Annotated in this window: 20 protein-coding genes; 10 read left to right on the top strand and 10 right to left on the bottom strand. The window is 40.8% G+C overall.

Annotated elements, in window-relative coordinates:
* Positions 1 to 160: 160 nt before the first annotated feature.
* The gene (locus HGR01_RS36480) at positions 161 to 1120 is read left to right on the top strand and encodes a choice-of-anchor A family protein (RefSeq protein ID WP_052335033.1); all 960 of its coding nucleotides are present in this window, start codon (positions 161 to 163) and stop codon (positions 1118 to 1120) included.
* Positions 1121 to 1250: 130 nt separating this feature from the next.
* Here HGR01_RS36480 and dusB read toward each other — a convergent pair whose 3' ends face one another.
* The 4 genes from dusB to petN form a co-directional block, all read right to left on the bottom strand.
* Entirely contained in the window at positions 1251 to 2309 is a 1059-nt protein-coding gene (dusB, locus tag HGR01_RS36475; protein WP_045867684.1) for a tRNA dihydrouridine synthase DusB, read from the bottom strand.
* A 392-nt stretch (positions 2310 to 2701) separates the two neighbouring features.
* On the bottom strand, positions 2702 to 5830 hold the full coding sequence (locus HGR01_RS36470) for a GAF domain-containing protein (RefSeq protein WP_045867683.1): 3129 nt from the start codon (positions 5828 to 5830) through the stop codon (positions 2702 to 2704).
* A 265-nt stretch (positions 5831 to 6095) separates the two neighbouring features.
* Complete coding sequence (locus HGR01_RS36465; protein WP_096621953.1) at positions 6096 to 6257, bottom strand: hypothetical protein; 162 nt, start codon at positions 6255 to 6257, stop codon at positions 6096 to 6098.
* A gap of 7 nt (positions 6258 to 6264) precedes the next feature.
* Positions 6265 to 6354 (bottom strand): cytochrome b6-f complex subunit PetN, encoded by a 90-nt coding sequence (gene petN / locus HGR01_RS36460; RefSeq protein ID WP_010998401.1) that lies wholly within the window; start codon positions 6352 to 6354, stop codon positions 6265 to 6267.
* 61 nt (positions 6355 to 6415) lie between these two features.
* Here petN and HGR01_RS36455 point away from each other — a divergent pair, with 61 nt between their 5' ends.
* From HGR01_RS36455 to HGR01_RS36430, 6 genes are all read left to right on the top strand, one after another.
* Positions 6416 to 6634 carry a hypothetical protein gene (locus HGR01_RS36455; protein ID WP_155538917.1) on the top strand — a complete coding sequence of 73 codons (219 nt, stop codon included), beginning with the start codon at positions 6416 to 6418 and terminating at the stop codon, positions 6632 to 6634.
* Positions 6635 to 6720: 86 nt separating this feature from the next.
* On the top strand, positions 6721 to 7158 hold the full coding sequence (locus HGR01_RS36450; RefSeq protein ID WP_045868797.1) for a hypothetical protein: 438 nt from the start codon (positions 6721 to 6723) through the stop codon (positions 7156 to 7158).
* A gap of 129 nt (positions 7159 to 7287) precedes the next feature.
* Positions 7288 to 7851: a 3'-5' exonuclease gene (locus HGR01_RS36445; RefSeq protein ID WP_045867681.1), complete on the top strand. Its 564-nt coding sequence runs from the start codon at positions 7288 to 7290 to the stop codon at positions 7849 to 7851.
* 147 nt (positions 7852 to 7998) lie between these two features.
* Positions 7999 to 9381: a cytochrome P450 gene (locus HGR01_RS36440; RefSeq protein ID WP_045867680.1), complete on the top strand. Its 1383-nt coding sequence runs from the start codon at positions 7999 to 8001 to the stop codon at positions 9379 to 9381.
* Positions 9382 to 9541: 160 nt separating this feature from the next.
* Positions 9542 to 9880, top strand: a complete 339-nt coding sequence (locus tag HGR01_RS36435; protein ID WP_045867679.1) for a carbon dioxide-concentrating mechanism protein CcmK — start codon at positions 9542 to 9544, stop codon at positions 9878 to 9880.
* A gap of 6 nt (positions 9881 to 9886) precedes the next feature.
* Complete coding sequence (locus HGR01_RS36430) at positions 9887 to 11056, top strand: pyridoxal phosphate-dependent aminotransferase (protein ID WP_045867678.1); 1170 nt, start codon at positions 9887 to 9889, stop codon at positions 11054 to 11056.
* Between the two features lie 500 nt (positions 11057 to 11556).
* On the opposite strand, the gene HGR01_RS36425 is transcribed toward HGR01_RS36430, so the two are convergent.
* Positions 11557 to 12366, bottom strand: a complete 810-nt coding sequence (locus tag HGR01_RS36425; protein ID WP_045868796.1) for a type 1 glutamine amidotransferase — start codon at positions 12364 to 12366, stop codon at positions 11557 to 11559.
* 113 nt (positions 12367 to 12479) lie between these two features.
* Complete coding sequence (locus tag HGR01_RS36420; protein WP_045867677.1) at positions 12480 to 13820, bottom strand: Mur ligase family protein; 1341 nt, start codon at positions 13818 to 13820, stop codon at positions 12480 to 12482.
* Positions 13821 to 14161: 341 nt separating this feature from the next.
* Here HGR01_RS36420 and HGR01_RS36415 point away from each other — a divergent pair, with 341 nt between their 5' ends.
* The 3 genes from HGR01_RS36415 to HGR01_RS36405 all read left to right on the top strand — a co-directional run bounded on the left by HGR01_RS36415 (position 14162) and on the right by HGR01_RS36405 (position 15837).
* A complete protein-coding gene (locus HGR01_RS36415; protein ID WP_045867676.1) occupies positions 14162 to 14746 on the top strand; it encodes a thylakoid membrane photosystem I accumulation factor in 585 nt (194 codons plus the stop codon).
* A 248-nt stretch (positions 14747 to 14994) separates the two neighbouring features.
* On the top strand, positions 14995 to 15603 hold the full coding sequence (locus HGR01_RS36410; RefSeq protein ID WP_045867675.1) for a hypothetical protein: 609 nt from the start codon (positions 14995 to 14997) through the stop codon (positions 15601 to 15603).
* Between the two features lie 12 nt (positions 15604 to 15615).
* Positions 15616 to 15837, top strand: a complete 222-nt coding sequence (locus tag HGR01_RS36405; protein WP_045867674.1) for a type II toxin-antitoxin system HicB family antitoxin — start codon at positions 15616 to 15618, stop codon at positions 15835 to 15837.
* Positions 15838 to 15990: 153 nt separating this feature from the next.
* Here the strand turns inward: HGR01_RS36405 and HGR01_RS36400 are convergent, their stop codons facing one another.
* The 4 genes from HGR01_RS36400 to HGR01_RS36385 all read right to left on the bottom strand — a co-directional run bounded on the left by HGR01_RS36400 (position 15991) and on the right by HGR01_RS36385 (position 19547).
* Complete coding sequence (locus HGR01_RS36400) at positions 15991 to 17442, bottom strand: DUF3370 domain-containing protein (protein WP_045867673.1); 1452 nt, start codon at positions 17440 to 17442, stop codon at positions 15991 to 15993.
* A 31-nt stretch (positions 17443 to 17473) separates the two neighbouring features.
* Positions 17474 to 17659: a hypothetical protein gene (locus HGR01_RS36395; protein WP_045867672.1), complete on the bottom strand. Its 186-nt coding sequence runs from the start codon at positions 17657 to 17659 to the stop codon at positions 17474 to 17476.
* 41 nt (positions 17660 to 17700) lie between these two features.
* Positions 17701 to 18822 carry a geranylgeranyl reductase family protein gene (locus HGR01_RS36390; RefSeq protein WP_045867671.1) on the bottom strand — a complete coding sequence of 374 codons (1122 nt, stop codon included), beginning with the start codon at positions 18820 to 18822 and terminating at the stop codon, positions 17701 to 17703.
* Between the two features lie 488 nt (positions 18823 to 19310).
* Entirely contained in the window at positions 19311 to 19547 is a 237-nt protein-coding gene (locus HGR01_RS36385) for a hypothetical protein (RefSeq protein ID WP_264264860.1), read from the bottom strand.
* Between the last annotated feature and the right edge of the window lie 321 nt (positions 19548 to 19868).

The raw sequence follows: 19868 nt of genomic DNA, 5'->3' as shown, positions 1-19868 counted from the left end.
TCAACAGTAAGCTTACTGACAAATTAAAATCTTCAAAAGAATAACATTTAAATCCAACACACATAAAAAATGCAATAAATTTCTCCTAACAAAGAATGTCGGATATTGTTTGTCTCATAGGATGATTATGAACATCAATAAATCTACTAGACAATAGATTATGAAATTCAAAAGCTATTTATGTGCTGGGATAGCAGCACCGATGCTTGTAACTCTATCTGTGGGTATATCACAAAAAGCGAATGCAGCCGGATTAGGAATCGCCTCTAGTTACAACGTATTTTCTTTAGGAAATGTAACTCAGCAATATACAGATATTGAAGGTAAGCTAGCTGCTGGCGGTAATATCAATTTTGTGGGTGGATTGGGAAGTAAACTGGCTAATAATAGCGGAAATGTAGTAGTAGCTGGGCAGAACTTGACTTTAAGTAACAGTCAAGTAAACCACGGTAATGCTGTTTATGGAGGCGTTGCCAATGTTGCCAGCAATGTTGGCTTCCCTAATGGTACTCTCAGCAAAGGCAATCCCATAGATTTTAATGCCGCAGCAGCAGAACTGCGATCACTCTCGCAATCTTTGGCAAGCTTGACTCCCACTGGTAAAACTACAGTTCAATCTTGGGGTGCGATTAACCTCGCTGCTAGCGGTAGTGCTTTTAATGTGTTTAATCTTTCAGGTGCAGATGTTTCCAAAACCAACTATTTTGAAATTAAAGCTGATGCAAATGCCACTGTCGTTATAAATATTAGTGGTACAAATGTGTCAATGCAAAACTTTGGATTTAATATCATTGGTACAGATAAGCAAAAGGTGATTTACAACTTCTATGAAGCCACCAACTTAACTGCTAGTGGAATTGGCATTCAAGGTAGTATTCTGGCACCTTTAGCGAATTTCAATTTCAATAACGGTCAAGTTAATGGTAACGTAATTGTAGGTTCTTTAACTGGAAATGGAGAGTCTCATAATTACTTATTTAATGGCAATTTATATACACCCCCAACTACTCCATCTCAACCAAAACGTGTTCCTGAACCAACACCTTTGGTAGGATTAGGATTAATTGCTACATTGTTAGGGTTGTCTTTGAATAAACGTCATCAAGTTAAGTCAATTTAAATTCAAACAATATTTACAACCTATTAATTATTCGGAGGGCACAGCAATGCTGTGCCCTCCCCATTTGTCATTGATATTAGATTTTAAATTTTGGCTTGTTGGCGTAGCCTCAATTTAAATGCATCACAACTTATGAAACAAAAGCAAAATTAGATTCTGCATCTAATTCTGGTTCATAACCCTTAGTCAATTGTTCAATGGCGCGATCAATCAAATCTAAACCTTGATTGACAGTTTCTACACAACTTAGCTGTCCGCGCAAATCAGCAGCACCGACAAAGCCTTTAGCGTACCAAGTCATGTGCTTGCGGGCTTGACGTACACCGCGATCGCCTTTATATTCCCATAAAGCTTGTAAATGTTCTCTAGCGCATTCCAAACGCTGAATTGGTGTAGGTGGCGGTAACAGTTCTCCAGTTTTTAAGAAGTAATCTACTTCTCCCACCAAAAACGGATAACCTAAAGTCCCACGGGAACACATCACCCCATCAGCACCAGTTTGCTCTAAGCATTTCACCGCCGCTTCCACTGAGAAGATATCGCCATTCCCAATCACTGGGATAGATAAGATTTCCTTCACACGCGCAATCCATTCCCAACGCGCATTGCCATTATACCCTTGGGCGCGAGTACGTCCATGCACGGTGATCATTTGTGCGCCTGCATCTTCCATCCGTTTGGCAAAATCGAGAATAGTAATTTCTTTGTCATTCCAACCAATACGGGTTTTGACTGTTACAGGTACATTAACAGCCTTTACTACCTCTCTAACTATTGCCTCTGCTACTTCTGGCTGTCTTAATAGCGACGAACCACCACCATTTTTAGTGATTTTATTTACAGGACAGCCCATATTAATATCAACAGTATCAGCGCCTTCTTCTACCGCTTTGACTGCTGCTTCTGCTAAAAAATCTGGACGACAATCAAATAGCTGGATACTAATTGGTCGCTCATTGGGATCTACCTCCATGATTTTTGGCAACTCTTTCACATAGTGCAACCCCGTAGCGTTCACCATTTCGGTATACATCATCGAATCTGGTGCATAGCGACGTACCAGACGGCGAAATACCAAATCAGTGACACCAGATAAAGGTGACTGTAAAACCCGGCTGTTGACTGCAAAAGCACCGATTTTTAAGGGTTGAGAGAGTCTAGCTTTGAGGCTAGGAGATAGAGTAACCATATAAATAATTCAAAATGCAATATTAATGATACTTTTTCATTAAGATAATTAGAGCTTGAATGTAAGCTGATACGCACATAAATCAAATATTCTGGCGTTAGGAATGTCAAGGGTCAAGAGTCCAAAGTCCAAGCTAGCCTTTGACTATGGACTCTGGACTTTTGACAACCTGAGTGCGAAATATACAATTTAAATGCGTAACAGCTTACGAGTAATTGAAGCGATTGCCAAATACCATTGTCTGAAAGTCAAACTTAGCCCAGGCACTTTAACCCCAGTGTTTACGAGTTTAACATTTCCGGGGCAAGCAATATGAAAAACAGGGCATGAGGCAGAGGGCATATTCTTGCTGCCTATTCCCTGTTCTCTGTTTATTATCTATTGTAATATTTTTAGCTGACTGCCCGTTTAATCGGAATTTGAATTAAGAACTCAGAACCTTTATCAGGCTCGGAAAAGCACTGAATTTGACCACCATGTTTTTCCACAACAATCTGATAGCTAATATATAATCCCACACCCGTACCTTTACCTGGCTCCTTGGTGGTAAAGAACGGATCAAAAATTCGCGATCGCATATTTTCTGGAATACCACAACCATTGTCCAAAATCCGAATCTGGATGGAATTTTCATCTACCAGTTCTGTATAAATATAAATTTCAGGCTGCTCAATGGTTTTTTTCACTTTTACTCCATTCTCTATTGCATCAATTGCATTACTGAGAATATTCATAAATACCTGATTCATCTCGGCTGCATAGCACTCAACTGGAGGTAATGGAGAGTATTTCTTCACTACTTCAATACCACTCCCATCAGCCTGCAGTTTCAGGCGATGTTGTAAAATCATTAATGTACTGTCAATACCTTCATGGATGTTCACAGGTTTCATATCTGCTTCATCCAGGCGTGAAAAAGTACGTAATGAAAGTACTAATTCGCTGATGCGTTCTGCACCAGTATTCATAGAAGTCAGAATCTTAGGTAAGTCTTTAGCGATAAATTCTATATCTATTTCTGCTGATTGCTGTTTAACTTCTGCTTTCGGATTAGGATAATTTTTCTGATAAATTCGCAGCAGGTTCAGCAAGTTTTCAGTATATTCGGTGACATGGGAAATATTGCCGTAAATAAAACTAATTGGATTATTAATTTCATGAGCTACGCCAGCAACTACTTGTCCTAACCCAGCCATTTTTTCACTTTGAATTAACTGAGTTTGCGTGCGTTGCAACTCTGTCAGTGTTTGTGTCAATTCTTCTTTTTGGCGCTGCGTTTGTTCTAGTAATTCTGCTTGTTGAATTCCTACGCCTAATTGATTGGCAATATGCACTAGTAAATCAATCTCATCTTCTTGCCAATCTCGAGATTTACTATTTTGATATACCGCCAGCAATCCCCAAATTTCTTCACCTTGGAAAATTGGCACAATCATATAGGCTCTAGCTACTATAGGATGTAGCAAAGAAATATGATTGGTATAATCTTCTGTATTGTAAATATCTTTAATAGCCAGAATTTTACTGTTATGGTAATCTCTGCCTTGAATTTGTTGGAAATAATCTCTAATAATTAAAGGCACAACTTGCCGATTCACTGTCCCATTATTTACTAATGATTCAGCTACAAATTCAACATTATGGTCTTCTTGAAAACGGTAAATTGTGGCTCTATCAAGTTCTAATAGTCTTTGCACTTCTTGAGTAGTGGTGGCAAATATAGTATCAAGATTGAGCGATTGGCGCATTTTTTTCACGGTTGCAGCTAAAGCTTTCTCTCTTTCAGTAGCTTTCCGTTCTCTTTCAGCAGCTTGAGCCAATTGCTGCGCCTGTATTTGCACCTGCTTCAAGGTTTCTGCTTGCTGTATTGCTACTCCTAATTGTACGCCTACTTGCGCTAACAAATTGATTTCTTCATTTTGCCAATAACGTGCTTGGGAGTTTTGATAAGCTACTAATAAACCCCAAAGTTTCTCGCCTTGAGAAATAGGTACAAATATTTCATGACGCGCATATTTACCTGGTGGTGTTCCTGGTAAAAGCGCCTGTTCTGTGACAGATTGTGGTTGAATGATTCTTGTCCAGCCATCAACAATAGAATCTGCAACAAATTCACCACTCCAGTCAGGATTAAAACGATAAATTGAGACTCTTTCTACTTGTAATAATCCTCGTACTTCTTGAGTAGTAGTCTTAAATATAATGTCAATATCTAATGATTGCCGAATTTTTTCAACGGTATTCGCCAGCGCCCTTTGTCTTTCAGCAGCTTTGGTGAGTTCTGCTGCTTGATTTTGTGATTGCTCTAAAAACTCTGCTTGCTGTAACGCAACACCTAGTTGAGTACCAACTTGAGTCAGTAAATAAACTTCATCTTCTTGCCAATCACGGCTGCTATCGTTTTGATAAACAGCTAGCAAACCCCAAAGTTTTTGTCCGTGGTAAATAGCAATAATGACATAAGCTTTTGCTTGATAACTTTCTAAGACGTTAATGTAACATTCACTAAAATCAGCTTGATAAATATCATTACAAATTCGATAGACTTCGCCTCTAGTAAAACGTCCGCCTTCTGTATCTTGTAAGTAAGTATCAACTAAGGGAATTTCGGCTAAATCTTTAACACTACATTCGCTAACATTTTCACCTAATTCAGGACGCTGTGACTGTTCCTCAATTAAAGAAGTCCAACCTGCTGCTACTGATTCAAAGACAAATTCACCACTCCAATCTGGATTGAAACGGTAAATAGCAACTCGATCGGCATTCAGCAATTTTCTCAGTTCCTCTGTGGTAGCATGGAAAATGCTTTTTAAATCGAGAAACTGACGAATTTTTTCTACAGTTTTGGCTATAGTTTTTTGCCATTCTGCTACTTTGGTTCTGGCTGTTGCTTGCGCTAATTGTGCTGATTGTATTTTTACTTGTTCGAGATAATCTGCCTGTAGTAATGCAACTCCTAAATGTTCAGCAATGAGTTGGGCAAATTCAACTTCTGATGCTTGCCATTGCCGAGGTTGACTACATTGATGAATACATAGCAATCCCCATAAATCTTTACCTTTCATCAGGGGGACAGCAATATTAGCACGGACTTGGAACCTTTCTAAGAGCTTGATATGACAATCGCTAATATTAGCTTGATAGATATCATGTAAGACATTAATTCGCCCTTGCTGATACAACCCAGCAAATTCTGTAGCAAAACATTGATCGCGCAGTTTTGCTTTTAGCGCTGAACTCCATTCTGTAGCCACATCTTCATAGATAAATTCTCCTTCCCATCCCGAATCAGGGTAAAAACGGAAAACTCCCACCCTGTCACTATTGAGCAGCTGACGCACTTCTTTGACTGTAGTTTTAAAGATAGTTTCTATATCTAAAGATTCGCGGATACGGGCAATTACTTTAGACAAAGCTCTATGTTGATCGCCTTGATAGAGGGAAAATCTCTGATCTGGCTGATATGCTTCTTGCTCAGTATTTGGGTTTGAAGATTGTAGCGAAAAGGAGTTTTCCATGCCAAATAGGGCTTTAAATACTTACGAGTCTTCTATATTTAAGATGCCCATAAATACCCTGAAGGTAACAGATTTTTTAAGTTTTGTGTCTAAAGACATACGTATAATAACATACAAATTATACATCTATATCTTTAGAAATAAGTATAATAACTCAAATTTATTAAATTTAGTATAAATTAATACGATTGAGAGGCAGCGATCGCTACCCCTCAGACAAAATTTTTGCCTCTAGAAAATTAGGCTGTAGTATACCAAGCAGAAATTACTTCCGCTTGGGAGTACTGCGTTTGGTTTCGCGTTTTTCATTTTCTCGAAGACGGCGATCGCGCCAATCTGCCAGAGTTAAATAACCAACGCCTCCTGTGACTGCGACTAGCAGCGCTACAGCAAATAATGCCAAAATACTCAGAAATGGACTTTCCACGATGCTTCTATAGTCCGTTACGGCCCCAAACTACCATTGCAATTGACCAAGTGAATACGACCAACAGTGATACCCATCCCAATGTCAAAATCGCCATAGTTCCACTTTTAAAATGATTACAAAACAGTTCTTCTATTCATCATACTGGGAAAGGGGCAATGGGGAATGGGGAATGGGGAACGGGGAATGGGGAATGGGGAATGGGGAATGGGCAATGGGGAACGGGGAATGGGCAATGGGGAATGGGCAATGGGCAATGGGGAATGCAACTCTTATACGAATTCACCAAAATTCGGCAACAGATGCTTTCCTCCCAAAGCTTTGGGAAATCTAGCTTTCTTAATTACGAATTACGTAGCGCTTTGCGCTTCCCGTAGGGTATTACGAATTACGAATTGGTATTATTGGTTGATTTGCAAGGAAGCGTGGGACAATTGTGAATAGAATTTTAGATGCTCAATTGATGGTGGAACGCCTGGAATCCTTAAAAGCTGGGATAATTGGCGGTTTATCGCTGGGTTTAGCTTTTATTGCCACTAGTCTTGTGAACACTTTAGTGCTGGCAAAGTATTTTTCCTTATTCGCAACTCTCTTAATTGAGCCGCTAACTTTACATTTTTTGCTGAGTGGTGCGATCGCGTCTTTCTCTGGCTTGCTATTTGGTGTTACTTACCGCTATATCATCCGTACAGATCACAATCCTCACCTAAAAGCAGGTGGTGTGTTTGCTTTTGGTTTAGTCAGAGGATTAACTCAAATAGAAGCCGATGGGAATATTACAGTTTCTCTCTTACCTCATCTTGTCCTAGCGCTTGAGAGTATATTGTGGTTTGCGATCGCTGCGATCGCACTCGATGCTGCTATGCAACTTGGTTGGCTGAAACCTTTTTCCTCAAATTAATTGCTCGGCGTTGCTTGCAGAGTCCTGATTTCATACATTACACTATGTAGTATATGTATTATCAGGCTGTACAAAAGACAATATTGCCAAGTGGTCAAAAAATCAAATTAAATATTTTTATTTATTAAAATGAACAATCAAAATTATCCCTATTATCTGATCATCGATTTAGAAGCTACCTGTTGCGATCGCGGGACTGTTCCGCGTCAAGAAATGGAGATCATCGAAATTGGTGCGGTGATGCTCAATGGGAATACTTGGGAAATTGATTCGGAGTTTCAACAGTTTATCCAACCTGTGAGAAATCCGCAATTAACACCTTTCTGCACAAATTTAACTAGCATACAGCAACAAGATATTGAGACAGCGCCTAAATTTACCGAGGCGATCGCTAATCTCAAAGCATGGATGAGTTCATTTCCTAATAATATTTTTTGTTCTTGGGGGAATTACGATAAAAGTCAGTTTATTCAAGACTGTAAATATCATCATGTTCCTTATCCTTTCGGTGCAGAACATATAAATATTAAAGAGGAATTTTCCAAATATCTTAGCGTATCTAAAAGATTTGGTATGGCGCAGGCTCTGGAACATTTAGGAATGGAACTGAAGGGTACACACCACCGTGGTATTGACGATGCGCGCAATATTGCAACCATCTATAGATATATGCTGACCCAAAAGCGTATTTGATTTCAATAAATCTAAGTAGGTGGGTTTTATTGTATTCATGAGTGGTGCTATTTAATAGCAAATACCGAATCGGAAATTACTTTGTCAAGGTGCGGAGAAAAAGTTACACTGCATATTTAGCACAGGCATGAATTCACTTTTTTTGATATGCAACTACCCAATCAGCTGAAAAAGCCTCCTTTTCTGCAAAGAATCCAATGGGTGGCTGATCCTGTAGGATATATGGAAAGTGCAGCCCAGCAATATCCCGATCTTTTCACTGCCCGGATCATTGGTTTTGGGAACAACATCGTTTTTGTGAACCATCCCCAGGGTTTACAAGAAATATTAACCAATGATCGCAAAAAGTTTTTAGCCATTGGTAAAGAAAATAAACTTTTACAGCCTTTATTAGGAGACTATTCAATTGTCATGCTAGATGGCGATCGCCACAGAAAGCGACGACAATTAGTTATGCCTTCCTTTCATGGCGATCGGATGCGAGCATATGGTCAGCTAATACGTGATTTGACTGAAAAATTACTTAATCAATTACCGACTAATCAGATATTTTCGGCTCGTAACACCACCCAAGAGATTTCTCTGCAAGTCATTTTACAAACAGTGTTTGGTGTTTATGAGGGAGAACGTTGCGAACAACTGAAGCAACAATTAAAGTTGATGGGGGATCTGTTTCGCTCTCCTTTAACTTCTAGCTTTCTGTTTTTCCCTGCTTTACAAAAAGATTTAGGTGCTTGGAGTCCCTGGGGAAAATTTCTCCGAGATCAAAAGAAACTCGATCAATTACTTTATGCAGAAATTGCCGAACGTCGCCAGAAACCAAATCCTGAACGCATAGATATTCTCTCTTTACTGATGTCCGCAACAGATGAAGCGGGTAATCAAATGACCGATCAAGAGTTGCGAGATGAGTTGATTACTCTGTTAGTTGCTGGATACGAAACGACCGCAACGGCGATGGCTTGGGGATTATATTGGATACACCAAAAACCAGAAGTCTACACCAAATTATTACAAGAACTAGACAATTTGGGCGATGCTCCTGACCCTATGAGCATTTTCCGACTGCCCTATCTTACTGCTGTCTGTAATGAAACTTTGCGGATTCGGCCAGTTGCTATGTTGACATTTCCCAGGGTAGTACAAGAACCTGTTGAGCTCATAGGATATTCTCTACAACCAAATACAGTAGTCATTGGCTGTATGTTTCTCACCCATCAACGAGAGGATTTGTATCCAGAACATCAGCAATTTAAGCCAGAAAGATTTCTCGAACGCCAATTTTCCCCCTATGAATTTATACCCTTTGGTGGCGGTGTCCGTCGCTGTTTAGGTGAAGCTTTAGCCATATTTGAAATGAAAATAGTATTGGCAACAATTCTTTCGCGCTATCAACTCGCTTTAGCTGATCATAAACCAGAAGTAGCTCGCCGTCGGGGTCTTACCCTTGCGCCTGCGAATGGTGTCAAAATGATGATTACAGGTAAGCGTGCGCGTCAAGAGTCGCAGTTAAGTCTGGCAAGTAATTGATGGAGGAGATGAGGGGGATGAGGGGGATGAGGAGGATGAGGAGGATGAGGAGGATGAGGGGGATGAGGAGGATGAGGGGGATGAGGAGGATGAGGGAGAAATGATCATTACCCAGTCCCCAGTCCCCAGTCCCCAGTCCCCAGTCCCCAGTCCCTAACCTATGACACTATCACTCGGCATGATTGAAGTTTATGGCGTACCCGCAGCCGTGGAAGTTGGGGATGCGATGTGTAAGGCGGCGCGGATCACGCTTGTAGGGTATGAAAATACTGATTTGGGGCGAATTACGGTGCTGATTCGGGGGGAAGTAGGCGAGGTAACTGTTGCAGTAGGTGCAGGATTAGAAGCAGTAGGACGAGTGAATGGGGGTGAAGTGCTTTCCCATCATATAATTCCCCGCCCCCATGAAAATTTAGAATATGTGTTACCGATTCATCGCAGCGCCAATGTTGAGCAATTTAATGCCGATATCCGCTTTCCTCCGCCCCTTTCAGCTTAATTTGATATGGAATCCCTAACATCTCGTATGCAGGCGGTGCAAACGCCAATCATTCCTGTTGTTGGGGAATTGATTACAAATTCGCCAGGAACTATTTCTTTAGGACAAGGTGTGGTTTCCTACAATCCACCACCACAAGCACAGGAGTTTTTAGCTAAGTTTCTGGCAGAACCCACGAATAATTTATACAAAGCAGTTGAGGGAATTCCGCCATTAATAGCAGCCTTAGCAGCAAAATTACAAGCCTTTAATGGCATTGAAATTAATCAAAATAACTGCATAGTTGTCACCGCCGGCAGCAACATGGGGTTTATGAACGCCATTCTAGCGATTACTAGCCCTGGTGATGAGATTATTCTCAATAAACCCTACTATTTCAATCATGAAATGGCCATTACAATGGCGGGTTGTTGTCCGGTGTTAGTAGATACCGATGAAAATTATCAACTGCGTCCAGATGCGATCGCCCAAGCAATTACACCTAAAACCAGGGCAGTTGTTACGATTTCCCCCAATAATCCTACAGGGGTAGTGTATTCAGAAGCAGCATTGCGGCAAGTTAATCAATTATGTGGCAATAACGGAATTTATCACATTAGCGATGAAGCCTATGAATACTTTACTTATAACGGCGTAAAACATATTTCCCCGGCTGCCTTTGCCAATAGTAGCGATTACACCATTTCCTTGTATAGCCTTTCTAAAGCCTACGGTTTTGCGAGTTGGCGCATCGGTTATATGGTGATTCCGCAACATCTGCTGGTTCCTGTGAAAAAAGTCCAAGATACTATTTTGATTTGTGCGCCAGTCATTTCTCAGTATGCAGCTTTAGGAGCATTGCAAGCTAAAGAAGAGTATTTAAAGGAAAATATTGGTGCAATTTCCCAAGTCAGAGAAGTAGTTTTGGAATCGCTCAATCACCTACAAGGTTTGTGTACTATTACCCCTGCGGATGGCGCATTTTATTTCTTCTTGAAAGTTCATACCCAGATGAATGCTTTTGAGTTAGTCAAAAAACTCATACAGGAACATCAAGTAGCAGTGATTCCTGGTACAACCTTTGGGATGGAAGATGGATGCTATCTGCGTGTTGCTTACGGTGCGCTGCAACAAGAGACGGTAAAAGCAGGGATGGAGAGATTAGTTCAAGGTTTGCAAACAATTCTAGGGAATTAATAGGGGTGCAGTTTCCTGTGGATGTCGGATGTTGCAGTTCGGAAGTTGAAGTTCCATATTCTCAGGATAACTGCTTTCTCTGATGGGTGAAGCCTACAGACTTTATTCACCATCATTCATCAGCGTAAATAGAAGCGCTATATTCAAGGTATTATTGAAGCGCCTGCAACAGATAATGATGCATGACCAAAGCAATTAGATCTCAAAATTTACGGGAAGCATGGGAACAAGGTTGGCAACAGGCGTTAATGTATCACACTTTTAGTGAAACGGTATAACGCATCCTACGCGAACTGACAGATTTTAGCGAGATTTAGATCCCCGAATTTTTGAGAAAGTCGGGGATCTGGACAGCCACGTTTGTTTAAGTAAGGGAACTCCAAAAAATAAATTATTCCGTATTAACGTTGTTGACCGTTGATTGTTCACAGTTAACAGTCAACAGTTAACAGTCAACAATAATGTTAGGAATATTTTTTTACTTGGAAGGCCCTAAGTACTTAAACGTTAGCTGCAGCAGGTGTTGGTAAACTCACTTTCAACCGCTTAAACATGGCTTCCCGTGCTTGCATTGCTAAGGTATCATCTAAAGGTTCTAGTGTGATTGGCTGTTGATACTTCAGCCGCAACGCTGTTTGAATTAACCAATCTGCAACAAAGGGATTTTTGGGTAACAAGGGGCCGTGAGAATAGGTTGCGATCGCATTCTGATAAAATGCTCCTTCTGTACCATCTTCACCGTTATTGCCTAAGCCGTACACGACTTTTCCCAAGGCTTCCACTTTCCCTAGCTTGGTACGTCCACCGTGATTTTCAAAGCCGACTAAATACGGTGTGCTACCTGTCATCGCTTTTAAATCCTGCGCTAGGCGAGAAGCTGTCACTTCAATGACTAAGTTACCGATGCAGCGTTTAGTATTTTCACCAGGATGCACAGAGACTAAATCTAAAATTCCTAAACCTTCAATGCGTTGTCCTAGTCCAGGTTCGTAATAATGTCCTAGCAACTGCGGAGAACCACAGGTAAATACTCCCGGTGTGCCATTTTCGATTTTTTCACGCATCGCATCGGCTTTCGCACCTTGCAAATCGCGCATAACAATTTCCTGCTGGCGGTCTTGTGCGCCACCACCGACAATTAAATCAACAGCTTTAATATCCTCTGCTGTCGCATTTTGATCTAAAGATACAACCTTAACGCCAAATCCCCGCCATTGAGCGCGGCGTTCTATAGTAATTACATTACCGCGATCGCCATAGGTACTCATCAGCGTCGGATATAACCAACCGATTGTAATTTGATAATTCATAGGATTGGGGAAGGGGGAATGGGGAAAGGGTAATGGGTAATGGGTAATGGGTAATTGGTAATTGGGGATGAAGAAGGTAAAAAACACCAAACACCCAACACCAAACACCAAATTTATAAAATCTTGCGTCCTGTTAATACTTCACGGACGCTCAACATTGCTGTATATGTGGGTAAAATATGCAGGGTTTCGTTGTTGGGTGTACGCTCTAAGGCGGTGTTAATAGCCTGACGTAAGTCTTCTTCTACAATCAGGTTAAAATTTTGGGCAGGATTGGGGTCACTGTAGCGCAGACGTAAGGCCATATCATAAGCGCGATCGCCACTCACAACTAAAGTACCACCACGCTGAACTAATTTCTCTGTATCTACATCCCAAATCCAAGAAACATCTTCGCCATCTTGCACTCTGTCGTTTAATACTAGCAAAGTAGTTTTATCAGCACTTTCTGTAACTACGCGAATCGTTTCATTCGTCCCCACAGGATTTTTTGATAATAGAATCCGTACCTTTTTCCCGTTAATTTCTAACTCTTCCGCACGTCCAAAGGCTGCTTGGAAATTGGGAATTGTCTCGCGGATAGTGGCTGCTTCAACTCCTAATTCTTGGGCAGCAGTAGCAGCAGCTAAGGTATTGTATTTGTTATATAAACCCACCAAAATTTGCGGCCATTCGCTACTATTGAGGCTCGGTTGACTTCTACTAAAACCGCAATTACCACAGCTATATTCACCCATGTGGGATAAATAAACGCCCTTGTAGTCTAAAGCCTTGCCGCATCTGGGACAATAAATCGAATCTACAGCATGGGGAATTGCTTCTAAATAATGTTCCGGTTCACTCAAACCGAAAAACGAGACACGCTGTTGAGTTAATTGTTGACCGAGATAGCAAATTGTGGGGTCGTCGGCATTTGCCACTACGATAGTATCAGGTGATAAAGTTGCGATCGCTTTTCCCCAGCGTTTACTAATAGTATCAACTTCCCCATACCTGTCGAGTTGGTCGCGGAACAAGTTTAAACACAAAATTAGCTTTGGCTGAATTGGTGCTAAAACCCTAGGTAAAATATTTTCATCAACTTCTAAAATCGCATAGTCAACATCCAAGCTACCCAGGATGTTAGTGTTATCCATCAGCGCAGTCATCAAACCATTTTCTAAATTTGCGCCTGTGGAATTATGAGCAACACGGTAGCCTTGACGTTCTAAAATTTCCCGTAACAGCAGCGATGTAGTAGTTTTCCCATTAGTACCCGCAATCAGAATCGCGCCTTTTTTCACCTGCTGACTCAATAACTGCAACAGCTTAGGTTCAATCCGTCGAGCAATTGAGCCTGGTAATACACTAGCAGCACCCAGGCGGAGCGATCGCACCATAAATGTCACACCCTTTGCGACTGACACCGCCAAACCCAGTTTGAGCCTATCTATAAGTTGTATTTTGTTCGCCACAGTAGTTAATAGCTTAAGTTTTAAATTAATCTTGAGAGTTTAGCGAATCCTCGCACAAAAAGCCAGTCAACCCCTAAAGGGAATTCAAAATTCAAAATTCAAAATTTCTTCTCCCCCATCTCCCTCATCCCCCTCATCCCCCACCCTGCGGGTTCGCCTTTAGGCGTTCTCGTAGAGTAGCCGCAAAGCGTCTACATCTCCCTCATCCCCCTCATCCCCACTACTCCCCCGTCCCCATAGGCGTTATCTTAAAAAATAGTGCATAGACGTAAATCATCTATCCAGCGCTGTTTGCTGAATTCAGCACAAACTGACAAATTGTAGTTCTCAAGGTTCATTTAATGAATGGCATAAAGTATCGGTTTTTACATAAAAAATCTAGTTGGCAACGATGGGTTTCCAAAGCTTTAGTGATGCTTGTTTGCCTGTTCATTATCAATATGCAAGCAGCCTCTGCTGGTCTTAAAGATGACATTTATGATGGCAATATTTTCGTGGTTTATGCTGGTAATGGTTCACTGGTTCCACCGAGACAAACACTAGCACAGACTTTAGCAGAGCATAAACCAGCATTTTTGGCTTATTATGTTGACGACAGCAAAGATTGTAAGGAATATGCCATTACAATTTCACGAGTGCAAGAATTCTATGGTAAAGTCGCAGAGATTATCCCCATTAGTGTAGATACTATCCCTGCTCAAAAAACTTATGAACCTACGGAAGTAGGATATTACTACTCTGGTGCTGTTCCTCAAGTGGTGGTGTTAGATAAATCAGGTAAAGTACTTTTAAATAAGCAGGGTCAAGTTCCCTTTGAGGAAATCGACGATCGCTTTCGTGAAGTGTTTGATTTATTACCACGTACCGAATCAGTGCAGTTAAAACGGCGTTCTTTCAATGAGTTCAGTAGTGAGTTAAGTAAATAACTTTCAGGGTAGACCAAATGGTCTGCCCTAAGTTTTTATGATTTCAAACAATTAAGACTGCTATACCTGATACTGCATTTACCATAAGCTTAAAGCATAATACTGTAAGAATTTACCTTAGCCATTAAGAAACTTAACCCATAATAAATAAGCAACAGTAAATAACAAATGACAAATAACTAACGACAAATGACCAATGACCAATGACCAATGACAAATGACAATTGACTAATTTAGAGTGTGTTCTGATGTCAAAGGTTTACACTACCGAGGAACTTATAAAAATTTTGGCAGATGAGCGTCAAGCTTGCCTGAAAGGTGAACGCTTGAAGTTAGAAGTAACGGTCTCTGGCAATCCTTTAATTGACCAATTTATCAGAAGCGATGGATTGCAAAAATTCACTGCCTATCAAGATTTTAAAGCCGCCATTCACGATTATCAAAAAGAAAATCATGTTTCAGGAATTATCTGGCATGAAGTGAATGTTAAAGGCAAAACATTGAAATATCCTAAAATAGATCATGAGTTAATAGCTATCACAAGTGACTTGGCAATATTACATACTGCAAAAAATTCTATCTTAGAATTTTGGTATGAAGTCACAGCAGCAATGGACTTATATTTGAGTTTTAATAATAGCAAACAATACCAGCAAATTAATAAACTAGATGTTGAAAGAATTGCTCAAATCACAGAATGGGCAAGTTTATGGAAATGGGAAAATTCCAACTTCCTAGAAATTATTTTGCAGTTAGGATGGGGTAAACCAGAAGAAGCTCAATATAAACGTGGTAGACCGCATTCTGGTAGTGAATATATTCACGCAGTAAATCCCGGAAATCGTCCAATTGGTTAAATAACAAGAATAATGCGTTATACAGTCTTGATTGAAAAGGGAGAAACTAGCTACGGCGCTTATGTCCCCGATTTACCTGGTTGTGTAGCTGTGGGTGAAACTTTAGAAGAAGTTAAGCGGATAATTGCAGAAGCCATTGAATTTCATATCGAGGGAATGCTAGAAGAGGGTTTACCTGTTCCCCATCCTGCAAACATTGCTCATGAGGTAGAAGTTTTAGAGCCTCAAAGATAATACGTTAATTTAGGACTAATTCATCAATTAACCAAGCACAACGCGATCGCATTTTTGCATTAGACTGCTTGCAGCAGTCGGGAAAAGGTTTAGCCCTTCACCTTTTCCCTTTACCCACTGCTTGCAGGTCTATTGTACTTGGCTTTGCTGTATTTATTTCGCCAGCGTTTTCACACTCAATACCTGTGGTGGTGTTGAATCTGGGGGATAAATCAAATCTATCTGTACCATTTTTTTACTTCCAGGTGGTAGCGTCACCTGTAGTAAGGGTTCTAAAACCTGTGCGGTTCTATGCCATAAATGTACATAACGCGTTTGTTTTTGCCCTTGGTCATCGGTATAATTTAGCCGCACTGTACCACGGAAGAAGGGAAAATCTAAGGATGGTTTGCGAAAACGGAGATTTCCTTTGGCTAATTTATCTTCCTTTAATGGTGTTTCTAGGGTAATAGCAACTTTCTGGGTTTGGTTAGTTGTATTGCTCAAAGGTAAGCTGAGGTTATATTCCACGCCATAATTACCGTGCGCTTCATAGGCGGTATCTGGATAGCGGACTAACATTTTTGCAGTTTGGTTTTGTTCGCTACCTAAACGTCCGCCTTTAAGAGTAGCAATAGGATAAGAAATCGCTTTACCTGGTTGCGGAATTGTGAGAGTTTGGGCTTTAGGGTTATCTGTAAGAGATGCTTGCCATTGCGAACCCTGCGATACACCAGCTACACGCCCATAAATCAGCACACCACCAGTAGCATTTGGGGGAGTAGGGGTTTTGTCTCGTGGCCCGGCAAAGTTACCATTATTAAGTAAAGCTTGCCATTCTGTGAGGGTAGGAGCGCGATCGCTTCCATCAGCGTTTTTCTTCGCAAACATTGCTAAACTAGCTGTATAGACTTTGCCACTACTACGCAGCCGCATAAAGCTAGAGCGACCATTTACAGGCTTTTCCAGATTTTTCACCGGAATTGGATGATTCAGCAGCATTCGGCTTTGTCCTGGTGGAATTACCAACTTCGCCGGAAAATCAGCTTGGCGAACCCCGCGCAATACATCACCAGCCGCGCGATCGCCTGGCCCTGAGAAAGCTTTACCATCGTTATTGTCGATATAAGGCCCCAACGTTACAAACGGCGCATCCTGCATCAAATAACTCGCCGCTTGCAATACATCTACTGTTACAGCTTGCTTACCGGGATTATTCACAATTACACCCAGGTATAGCGTCTGTAAATCCTTGGGAGTGTGGGTATAGTGATGAGCAAATAAATCAAAGCGTCCCGAAAAGGGAAAATTTAGATGCGCCGCCGAGACTTTTTTCCCTTGTGGGGGAAACGTAGACAGCAAAATACCCTCATTTTTAATCCATTCTGGGCTATTGCTATTAAATACAGGAATATTATCGAGTTTGCCAGGTAAAGCCCGTACTTCTCCCTCTTGTACAACTTCTTGAGGTGCTGGCTTGGGAGAATTTTGGGCGACGACTGCGGAATTATGACTGTTAGGTTTTGAGTTTAAGGTTGCATATGTCAAAGTTTGAGACAACGCAGTTCCTAATAAAAATAAGCATATAGGTGCAGTCAGTTGATATTGAGGCTTATTAGCTGGCATATATATTGATTTTTCAAGAAACTCGTAGTTTTCACGATGACTTCATGTAACTACAAGTTCCTGAAACAATATTTCTGATCATGGGCATTGGGCATTGGGCATTGGGCATTGGTAATTGGTAATTGGTAATCGTATTTATCTCCTTTTCCCCTTGTCCCCAGTCCCCAGTCCCCAGTCCCCAGTCCCCAGTCCCCAGTCCCCAGTCCCTAATCCCCATTACCCCTTATCCCCAGAGGGGGCCCCGAGTTCCCCAATCCCCTACCCCCCAAACCCCGGAATCAGCCGCTTCAGCGCCCGGCTTGCAACATCGGCATAGCGCAATTCGCCGCATAGAATTCTACCCATAGTTTGGGCACCAGTGGGGCTTTTAACGCCTACTTTGTAACCAATTTTGGGGAACCGATAAAATGCATTAGCTAATTTTTGTGCCCATGCCATTTCTGTACCCCATTGTTCGTTAATAGCATTGGTATATGCTTCTAAAGAATTGATATCGCCTGCAAGTGCCTCATTAATAGCGTTGGCTGCTAGCAATCCGCTAAAAATCGAAGGACGAATACCCTCTGCTGTCATTGGGTCAACTACACAAGCTGCTTCCCCAGCCAAAATTGCATTTTGAGTATGTAGCTTTTGATTACCATTCCACAAGCAAATAGGATGACCATATTGCTTGCAAATTTTGACATCTACATTAAAAGATTGAGAGTAATCATCCAAAATTTTCTTAAAATCTTGGGGTGCGCCACCAATAAAAGTACCAACACCAAGAGAATAACCATCAGCCTTGGGAAAGTTCCAAATATAGCCATTTTTGACCATCCCAAACTCAAAATGAGCTATTGATGTATTCTCAACATCGGCGGGAACTTCTGCCTCTAAAGCGCCTGCTAAGTGACGTTTGCGGTCTTTAAAACCTAGCCATTTTGCCATTGGCCCTTTAGCACCGTCAGCCGCGATTAAGTAACGACCTGTAACTGGGCCGTTGGCGGTGTTCACCTGCCAAGCATCACCTTGAAACTCAATACCAGTTACCTCAGTTTTATCTTTGAGTTCTGCCCCTTGCTTCTGGGCTTGCTGAACTAAAAAATGATCAAAAACATCTCGCCGCACCATCCAAATCGGTTCTTTATTGGGTATTTTCGCTTCTACAGGGTCTTCCAAGTTCCAGGTAAAGCGTAAAGAGTCTACTTTCACCGAAATTGCTGGGCTAAAATCAAAGTCAAACCATTGAGCAATTATTGGGGATACCCCACCACCACAGGGTTTGTATCTTGGCAAGGATTCTTTTTCTAAAATTAATACTGAGTGACCCCGCTTGGCTAAATGATACGCGGCTGTTCCACCAGATGGCCCGGCTCCAACGATGATACAATCGTACATAAGGCTAAATTTTATCTCCTCACCTTGTTGGCAAAAAAGTATATTTCTCTAATCTAGAGATAGACAGTATCATAAGAACTGTAACTAATTTTAGAGTTTATTGTTGAATATTTCTCGGCAATTTCTGATTGGATGTTTGAAGAAATCATTTACCATTCAGGCTGCAGTTATGACTAAGAAATACTCTCAAAAACCCCTATATAGCAGACAATATCAACTTAGATATATGACTTGTATTAGATTGTTGAAATTCACACTAGTAGTGGATTGACACAGCTAAAATGTTGCAATAATTTTTCTTGTGGGGTGGACATCTTGTCCGCCCTGGACGGGTGAGACACCCATCCCACAAGAGTTTTTTTATGCACTATTTTAGTCGTGTCAGTCTAGTAGGGTGCGTTAGCTTCAGCGTAACGCACCTTTATTAAGTGATATTTTTCATAAATCAAATCAAATTCATATATTTAGCAGTTGTATAAATACTGCAATTATTTCTCTAAAAAGTTTGTTACTTTGAAATTTGAAGTCCCTTCCCAACAGTGATTTAAACAGGCGTTTACCCTAGCATTTGGTGTATCGACTGATTCGTTGGAGGCATTAAACTGTACTGCAGTTACAATATATTCAAAAATAATGACACATTGTTTAGTTGGCGACATTCTCTCAACCATAATGGTTTCACCAATCCTAGGAATTTGTGGCAAATCCACAACAAACGTCTCCATCTTTGGCTTGTCTAGTGGATTCTTGAAACTAAAGTACTTACAGTAAACAAGAACTTTCACAAATCAACCCACGAATAATAATAGACAGGGACAATTCACAATATCAAGAATGAATACTACTAATACCAATTCAAAATGAAAATTTAAGAAACTTCGACATCATCTAGGTTTTAGTTTTTGAATATGTTACCCTCTCTTTACTAATTAGTATAAGTATCCTGATACGGCAAAGAAGATATAAATATATCATCAAAAATTTTTCTAGGAAACCGGGAAACAAGAAATATTTAATATTTAAACCTCATCCATGTTGAGAACTGG

Source organism: Tolypothrix sp. PCC 7712 (assembly GCF_025860405.1).
Taxonomy (GTDB): Bacteria; Cyanobacteriota; Cyanobacteriia; order Cyanobacteriales; family Nostocaceae; genus Aulosira; species Aulosira diplosiphon.
This window is presented reverse-complemented; position numbering and strand designations above follow the sequence as displayed.

Coding starts and splice junctions, on each gene's coding strand:
- HGR01_RS36440 (WP_045867680.1), top strand. CDS start 7,999: ATGCAACTACCCAATCAGCTGAAAAAGCCTCCTTTTCTGCAAAGAATC.
- HGR01_RS36415 (WP_045867676.1), top strand. CDS start 14,162: ATGAATGGCATAAAGTATCGGTTTTTACATAAAAAATCTAGTTGGCAA.
- HGR01_RS36455 (WP_155538917.1), top strand. CDS start 6,416: ATGGGGAATGGGGAATGGGGAACGGGGAATGGGGAATGGGGAATGGGG.
- petN (WP_010998401.1), bottom strand. CDS start 6,354: ATGGCGATTTTGACATTGGGATGGGTATCACTGTTGGTCGTATTCACT.
- HGR01_RS36390 (WP_045867671.1), bottom strand. CDS start 18,822: ATGTACGATTGTATCATCGTTGGAGCCGGGCCATCTGGTGGAACAGCC.
- HGR01_RS36405 (WP_045867674.1), top strand. CDS start 15,616: ATGCGTTATACAGTCTTGATTGAAAAGGGAGAAACTAGCTACGGCGCT.
- dusB (WP_045867684.1), bottom strand. CDS start 2,309: ATGGTTACTCTATCTCCTAGCCTCAAAGCTAGACTCTCTCAACCCTTA.
- HGR01_RS36400 (WP_045867673.1), bottom strand. CDS start 17,442: ATGCCAGCTAATAAGCCTCAATATCAACTGACTGCACCTATATGCTTA.
- HGR01_RS36480 (WP_052335033.1), top strand. CDS start 161: ATGAAATTCAAAAGCTATTTATGTGCTGGGATAGCAGCACCGATGCTT.
- HGR01_RS36450 (WP_045868797.1), top strand. CDS start 6,721: ATGGTGGAACGCCTGGAATCCTTAAAAGCTGGGATAATTGGCGGTTTA.
- HGR01_RS36410 (WP_045867675.1), top strand. CDS start 14,995: ATGTCAAAGGTTTACACTACCGAGGAACTTATAAAAATTTTGGCAGAT.
- HGR01_RS36470 (WP_045867683.1), bottom strand. CDS start 5,830: ATGGAAAACTCCTTTTCGCTACAATCTTCAAACCCAAATACTGAGCAA.
- HGR01_RS36385 (WP_264264860.1), bottom strand. CDS start 19,547: ATGGAGACGTTTGTTGTGGATTTGCCACAAATTCCTAGGATTGGTGAA.
- HGR01_RS36435 (WP_045867679.1), top strand. CDS start 9,542: ATGACACTATCACTCGGCATGATTGAAGTTTATGGCGTACCCGCAGCC.
- HGR01_RS36395 (WP_045867672.1), bottom strand. CDS start 17,659: ATGGGGATTAGGGACTGGGGACTGGGGACTGGGGACTGGGGACTGGGG.
- HGR01_RS36425 (WP_045868796.1), bottom strand. CDS start 12,366: ATGAATTATCAAATTACAATCGGTTGGTTATATCCGACGCTGATGAGT.
- HGR01_RS36430 (WP_045867678.1), top strand. CDS start 9,887: ATGGAATCCCTAACATCTCGTATGCAGGCGGTGCAAACGCCAATCATT.
- HGR01_RS36445 (WP_045867681.1), top strand. CDS start 7,288: ATGAACAATCAAAATTATCCCTATTATCTGATCATCGATTTAGAAGCT.